At 69.3% G+C, this 6,697-nt stretch carries 6 protein-coding genes; 1 reads left to right on the forward strand and 5 read right to left on the reverse strand.

What is annotated here, in order from left to right; genetic code table 11:
* Positions 1–37 precede the first annotated feature (37 nt).
* The 5 genes from CS062_RS21140 to CS062_RS21160 form a co-directional block, all read right to left on the reverse strand.
* Positions 38–913, reverse strand: coding sequence for a ChaN family lipoprotein (locus CS062_RS21140; RefSeq protein WP_099863533.1), 876 nt, complete (start codon positions 911–913; stop codon positions 38–40).
* A gap of 138 nt (positions 914–1,051) precedes the next feature.
* On the reverse strand, positions 1,052–2,125 hold the full coding sequence (locus CS062_RS21145; protein ID WP_099863534.1) for a S49 family peptidase: 1,074 nt from the start codon (positions 2,123–2,125) through the stop codon (positions 1,052–1,054).
* On the reverse strand, positions 2,126–2,512 hold the full coding sequence (locus tag CS062_RS21150; protein ID WP_099863535.1) for a Rieske (2Fe-2S) protein: 387 nt from the start codon (positions 2,510–2,512) through the stop codon (positions 2,126–2,128). It abuts the gene before it with no gap.
* Positions 2,513–2,533: 21 nt separating this feature from the next.
* The gene (locus CS062_RS21155; RefSeq protein ID WP_099863536.1) at positions 2,534–3,190 is read right to left on the reverse strand and encodes an HAD family hydrolase; all 657 of its coding nucleotides are present in this window, start codon (positions 3,188–3,190) and stop codon (positions 2,534–2,536) included.
* 19 nt (positions 3,191–3,209) lie between these two features.
* Entirely contained in the window at positions 3,210–4,202 is a 993-nt protein-coding gene (locus CS062_RS21160; RefSeq protein ID WP_438270493.1) for an RluA family pseudouridine synthase, read from the reverse strand.
* 824 nt (positions 4,203–5,026) lie between these two features.
* Between CS062_RS21160 and CS062_RS21165 the strand changes: the two genes are divergently transcribed.
* Positions 5,027–6,697: Rne/Rng family ribonuclease (locus CS062_RS21165; RefSeq protein WP_143742437.1), on the forward strand; the 1,671-nt coding region annotated here is incomplete at its 3' end.

Here is a 6,697-nt window from a genome sequence, read left to right on the forward strand (position 1 = left end):
TGCCGAGGCGGTCCCTTCGGACGCCCCGCCGACCTGATCAGCGCTTGAACTGCGCGCAGGGATCCTCGCGCGACGGCGCGGGCGCGCGCTCGACGCGGTCATAGCCGCCGGTGGGCGCGGCGCTGCCGGACTCGAGGTAGGCGACCGCATCGATGTCCGCGGCCGGCACCCCGGCCGCCTGCAGGTAGACCGGCACCGCGACGTCGCGCCGGACATGGCCGTTGCCGGCGATCAGCACCACCCGTTTCGCGCCCGCCTGGCGAGCCTCCAGCATCGCCTGCGCCATCGACGCGTCGCGGGCCCGCTGGGCCTGCACCATGCCGGGCAGCATCGCCTCGGGCATCGCGCCGCAGTGGCCGTCCTGGATGTCCTGGCGCAGCGCGTCCTGCTGCGCGCCGCTCCACGCGGTGCGCTCGCGCAGCGCCAGCAGCTCGGCCGGCCAGGCGGCATCGCCTTCACGGACGATCCTGCGGACCTGGTCCCGGTCGATGTTGCCGCCGCGGACTTCGGCGCCGGACTGCAGGGCGGCCTCGAACAGCGGCTGGTGCAGCGGCCAGCGCCAGCTCTTGCGGTCGAGCTTCGCGGCATCGATGACGGCGTCCACATCGCCGGGCGCCGCTTGGCGCGCTCGCGCGACCGCCGCATCCTGGCTGCGGGCGAACTGCTCGAAGACGACGACGGTGCGCGGCTCCTGCGCGATGAGGCGGCGCAGTTGCCCGGCGCGAGCGCGATGGTGGTCGGGGTTGTCGTGGAGCTCGCCGAGCAGGATGAACGCCGGTTCAGGCCGCGCGGCGGTCGCCAGGACGGCGGTGTCGGCCACGGCGGCCGGCGGGGTCGGTGTCGTCGGCGACGCGCAGGCCGCGAGCAGCATCGGGAGCAGCGCCAGCGCGGCGCCACGGAAGGCGATGTTCATGGTCGATCCTGGAAGACAGGGAAACGGGAACAGGCCTGCCGAGCGATGGCTGGGTCGGGCGGAGGGGTCAGCGGCGGATTGTCACCGCCGCGCGCGCCGATCGAGCGGTGACCGCCATCGGCGCCGGTGCGGCGACGCTCACCGGATGGTGGTCATCGACCGCATCGCCTTCACCGCGCCCTCGCCCATCGCGGCGCCGAAGCGCTTGGCGATGCGTTCGGCGACGTTGTCGCGCGGCGTGTAGTCGACGACCTCCTCGGCCTTCACCACCTCGCGGGCGACGTAGTCGAGGTTGCCGGTGCCGTCGGCCAGGCCCAGCTTGATCGCCTGCTCGCCGTTCCAGAACAACCCCGAGAACATCTCGGGCGTCTCCTTCAGGCGCGCGCCGCGGCCCTCTCGCACGACGGCGATGAACTGCTGGTGGATCTGGTCCAGCATCGCCTGCGCATAGGCCTGCTGCTTGGGCGTGACCGGCGAGAACGGATCCAGCATCCCCTTGTTCTCGCCCGCCGTCATCAGGCGGCGCTCGACGCCGACCTTCTTCATCACCTCGGTGAACCCGAAACCGTCCATCAGCACGCCGATCGAGCCCACCACCGACGCCTTGTCGACATAGATCTCATCGGCACCCGCCGCGATGTAGTACGCGCCCGACGCGCAGATCTCCTCGACCACCGCGTAGACCTTCTTGTTGTGCAGCGCCTTCAGCCGCTTGAGCTCGTCGTTGACGATGCCGGCCTGCACCGGGCTGCCGCCGGGCGAGTTGATGCGCAGCACTACCGCCTCCGAGCCCTGGTCCTCGAACGCGGCCTTCAGGGCGGCGTTGATCAGCTCGGCGCTGGCCTCGGTGTCCGGCGCGATCTCGCCGCGCACCTCGACCAGGGCGGTGTGCGGGCCGGTGGTCGCGCCGCCGTGGTGCCGGGTCGAGAACATCGCCCAGACCAGCAGCAGGAACAGCGTCACCCAGATCAGCCGGAAGAAGGTCTTCCAGCGCCGGTCGCTGCGGCGGTCGCGCAGGTAGTCGTACGCGAACTGCTCGATCACCTGGTCATAGCGGCCGGGCAGGCCGGTCGTCGGCGCCGCGGCGGCCGGCGCGGACGCGGCTGCCGGTGCGGCGGAAGCCGGCGGGGATGCCGGCTTCAGCATGTCCTCGGGCCGCGGCGTCGCGTCCGGAATCGGACGCGGCAGGTCGGAGTCGTTGTCTTGGCTCATTCAATCCTCGAAGGCTGGCCGCGTGTCGCGGGAGGGATACCAGAAGACCTGGCCGTCGCGCTCGCGCACGTCGAGCTTGGTCAGGCCGATGCGGCCGCACATGCCGGTGACGCAGCGCCCGTCACGGGGGTGGTACACGGCGCCATGGATGCTGCAGATGATGTATTCCTTCCTGCTGTCCAGGAACTCGCCCTCCTGCCAGTCCATCTCGGTGGGCACATGCGCGCAGCGGTTGAGGTAGCCGACGACCTCGCCGTCGAAGCGCAGCGTGAAGGCCGACGCGGGCTGGCGGAAATGCAGCACGTCGAAGGTATGGGCGCGCCCGCGCTCCTCCAGCTCGGCGGAGGCGCACAGCGGCACGGGAGACGGGTCTTGCTCGGAGGGCATGGCAGGGAAAGGTCCAGGAAATCAGGCGTGGGTCAGCAGCCAGTCGCGCAGCGTCGGCACGTCGTGCGCGACCAGCAGCGGCTCGAAGCCCCGCAGCGACTCGTGCTCATGGGCGCCGTAGGTCACCGCGATCGCCGGGCAGCCCGCGTTGCGCGCGAGTTGCAGGTCGTGGGTCGTGTCGCCGATCATCAGCGTGCGCTCGGGCTCGGCGCCGAATTCGCGCATCAGCTCCAGCAGCATCTGCGGGTTGGGCTTGCCGGCGGTCTCGTCCGCGGTGCGGGTGCCGTCGAACAGGCTTTTCATCTGGACCGCGGCCAGCGCCTCGTCCAGGCCCCGGCGGCTCTTGCCGGTCGCCACCGCCAGCCAGTGGTGGCGCGCCTTGAGGTCCTGCAGCAATCCAGGCACGCCGTCGAACAGGGTGACCTCGTGCGCGGACGCGAAATAGTGGTGGCGATAGCGCTGGCCGAGCTCCGGATAACGCGCCCGGTCCAGGCCCGGCAGCGCGTACTGCAGCGCCTCGATCAGGCCCATGCCGATCACATAGGCGGCGCGCTCGCGCGACGGCGGCTCCAGGCCCAGGTCGGTGGCGGCCGCCTGCATGCAGCGCACGATCAGCGCGGTGGAGTCGAACAGGGTGCCGTCCCAGTCGAAGACGATCAGGTCGAAGCGTTGAGGCATGGCGTCAGTGGGCGGGTCGTCAGGGCGCCGGGCGGCGCAGCGCGGCCAGGAGTGTCTCGCACTCGGGCGGCAGCGGTGCGTTCAAGGTCAAGGTCTCGCCGGTGGCGGGATGGATGACGCGCAGCTGGCGCGCATGCAGGAACATCCGGTCGAAACGCAGCGCACCCCGCGCCAGTGCGCGGTTGGCCTCGAAGTCGCCATATTTCGGATCGCCGACGATCGGATGGCCCTCATGGGCCAGGTGCACCCGGATCTGGTGGGTTCGGCCGGTCTTGATGGTGACGTCCAGCAGGCTGTAGCCGGCATCGTCCGGCACCCGGCCGGCGAAGGCCTCCATCACCTTCACCAGGCTGATCGAGCGCTTGGCCTGATCCGCCTGCGGGTCGCCGGGATTCGGGACCGCCCGCACCCAGCGCTCGCCATCGCTGCCGACGAACTTGAGCAGCGGCACATCCACGACCTTCTTCGACCTCGCCCAGGCGCCGCTCACCAGCGCCGCGTAGGTCTTGCCGGTCTCGCGATCGCGCAGCTGGTCTTGCAGATGCGTCAGCGCGCTGCGCTTCTTGGCGATCATCAGCAGGCCGGAGGTTTCCTTGTCGAGCCGGTGGACCAGCTCCAGGAACTTCGCCTGCGGCCGCGCGCGGCGCAGCTGCTCGATCACGCCGAAGCTGACGCCCGAGCCGCCATGTACCGCGACGCCCGCGGGCTTGTCGACGACGATCAGGTGCTCGTCCTCGAAGACGACCGGGAATTCGCGAGCGGGGATGGCGGGCTCGGCGGGCTTCTCCGCCAGCCGCACCGGCGGCACGCGGACGACATCGCCCACGGCCAGGCGCGAATCGGCGGCGCAGCGGCCCTTGTTGATGCGCACCTCGCCGGACCGGATGATCCGGTAGACCAGCGTCTTGGGCGCGCCCTTGAGCTCGCGGATCAGGAAGTTGTCCAGGCGCTGGCCGGCGGAACCGTCGTCGACCGTCAGCAGCCGCACCTGCGCGGGAAGCGGCTCCGACACGGTCGGCGCCGCGGGTGCGGGTGCCGGGACGTTCCGCGCCGCCGGGCGCGCGGCGGTGGGCGCGGCGCCCTTCGCGAGTCCCTTTCTGGCGGGGCTGGATCCCCTCGTGGCACTGCGGGCAGTCCCTGGGGCGGCCTTGCGGGCTTTAGCCCCTATAATGCTGCTTGCCACGTTTGCGTTGTAAGTATTTGATTTTTCTCATTTTACTCGGACGTGAGCGTTCGAGTCCGACGAGAACGTGGCATTGAGCGGCCATTGTGAGTAGGCTGCTCATTACTTTTGGTGATGCAACATCAGGTCATCGCGTCGAGTCCGCTTCCCAAAGCGAGCGGGCAGGCACGGGGGCCGGATGGCAGAGCAACGTCGTCAGAACCATTGCTCACGCGGTCGACCGCATCTTCGGATGTCGGCAGGCGGCGCGGGCAGCACAACAAGGTTTCACGACGTCAGCGCGGGGGCGCAAGTCCCGGCGCTGACGTCAGCACCCAGGCCCCGTTTCCGGATGTTTTCCTCGGTCTTTCCCACCCCCCGCCGCCTGCGAGCGCGTGTTGGCTTCGTCCACACGCCGGGCTCCGGCCGTGGTCGGGTCGCGCCTCAAGCGGCGCGCAGGCGGACCGGAACAGCCGACCCGGGGCCTGCGGCGCACGCGCCAACGCTGCAGCGCTGAACGGTCAACGCGCCGTTCAATTGCAGTCCAGGGCGATCCTTTCATTGGTTCTTTCGCGTTTCTCGTGCATCGGTCGAATCGCCCGCCGGTGAATAGCCGGCAGCGGTTCACTTGAAGATGCGCGCCAGCGGTCAAGCCCTGGCGTGGAGGAGAACTGATGAAACGCATGCTGATCAACGCGACGCAGCAGGAAGAGCGTCGCCTGGCCATCGTCGATGGACAGAAGCTGCTGGACTTCGAAACCGAGATCGAAGGCCGCGAGCAGCGCAAGGGCAACATCTACAAGGCGGTGGTGACGCGCGTCGAGCCGTCGCTGGAAGCCTGCTTCGTGGATTACGGCGAGGACCGCCACGGCTTCCTGCCCTTCAAGGAAATCTCGCGCCAGTACTTCCGGGACGGCGCCGACGTGCGCTCGGCCAAGATCCAGGACGCGATCAAGGAAGGCCAGGAGCTGCTGGTCCAGGTCGAGAAGGAAGAACGCGGCAACAAGGGCGCGGCGCTGACGACCTTCGTGTCGCTGGCCGGTCGCTACCTGGTGCTGATGCCCAACAACCCGCGCGGCGGCGGCGTCTCGCGCCGCATCGAGGGCGAGGACCGCGAGGAACTCAAGGAAGCGCTGGACCAGCTCGAATATCCCAAGGGCATGTCGCTGATCGCGCGCACCGCGGGCATCGGCCGTTCCGCCGCCGAGCTGCAGTGGGACCTGAACTACATGCTCAAGCTGTGGACCGCCATCGATGAGGCGGCCCAAGGCGGCAAGGGTGCGTTCCTGATCTATCAGGAGTCGTCGCTGGTGATCCGCGCGATCCGCGACTACTTCACCGCCGACATCGGCGAGATCCTGATCGACACCGACGACATCTTCGAGCAGGCCCATCAGTTCATGAGCCATGTGATGCCGGAGACGGCGCACAAGGTGAAGCGTTACCGCGATGACGCGCCGCTGTTCAGCCGCTTCCAGATCGAGCACCAGATCGAGACGGCCTTCAGCCGCACGGTGAACCTGCCCTCGGGCGGCGCCATCGTCATCGACCACACCGAGGCGCTGGTCTCGGTCGACGTGAACTCGGCGCGCGCCACCCGCGGCGGCGACATCGAGGAAACCGCCACCCGCACCAACCTGGAAGCCGCCGACGAGATCGCGCGCCAGATGCGCCTGCGGGACCTGGGCGGCCTGATCGTCGTGGACTTCATCGACATGGAGGAGTCCAAGAACCGCCGTGAGGTCGAGCAGCGCCTGCGCGACGCGCTGCGCCAGGACCGCGCCCGCGTGCAGTTCAGCTCGATCAGCAAGTTCGGCCTGCTGGAGCTGAGCCGCCAGCGCCTGCGTCCGGCGCTGAGCGAAGGCAGCCACATCACCTGCCCGCGCTGCAACGGCACCGGCCACATCCGCGACACGGAATCGTCCGCGCTGCAGATCCTGCGCATGGTCCAGGAAGAGTCCATGAAGGACAACACCGCGGCCGTGCATGTGCAGGTGCCGGTGGAGGTGACCAGCTTCCTGCTCAACGAGAAGCGCACCGAGATCACCAAGATCGAGCTGAAGCAGCGCGTGACCGTGCTGCTGGTGCCCAACAAGCACCTGGAGACGCCGAACTACAAGCTGGAGCGCCTGCGCCACGACGATCCGCGCCTGGAGAACCTGCAGGCCAGCTACACGATGATCGAGGAGCCGCAGGAAGAGGTGGGCATCACCCGCCGCGGCGCCGAGAAGAAGAACAAGCAGGAGCCGGTGATCAAGGGCCTGATGCCGGAGCAGCCGGCCCCGATGCCCGCGCCGGCGCCCGCCCCCAAGGCGGCGGAGCCGGTGGTCGCGGCGCCCGCGCCG

Source organism: Roseateles chitinivorans (assembly GCF_002761755.1).
Lineage (GTDB): Bacteria > Pseudomonadota > Gammaproteobacteria > Burkholderiales > Burkholderiaceae_C > Roseateles > Roseateles chitinivorans.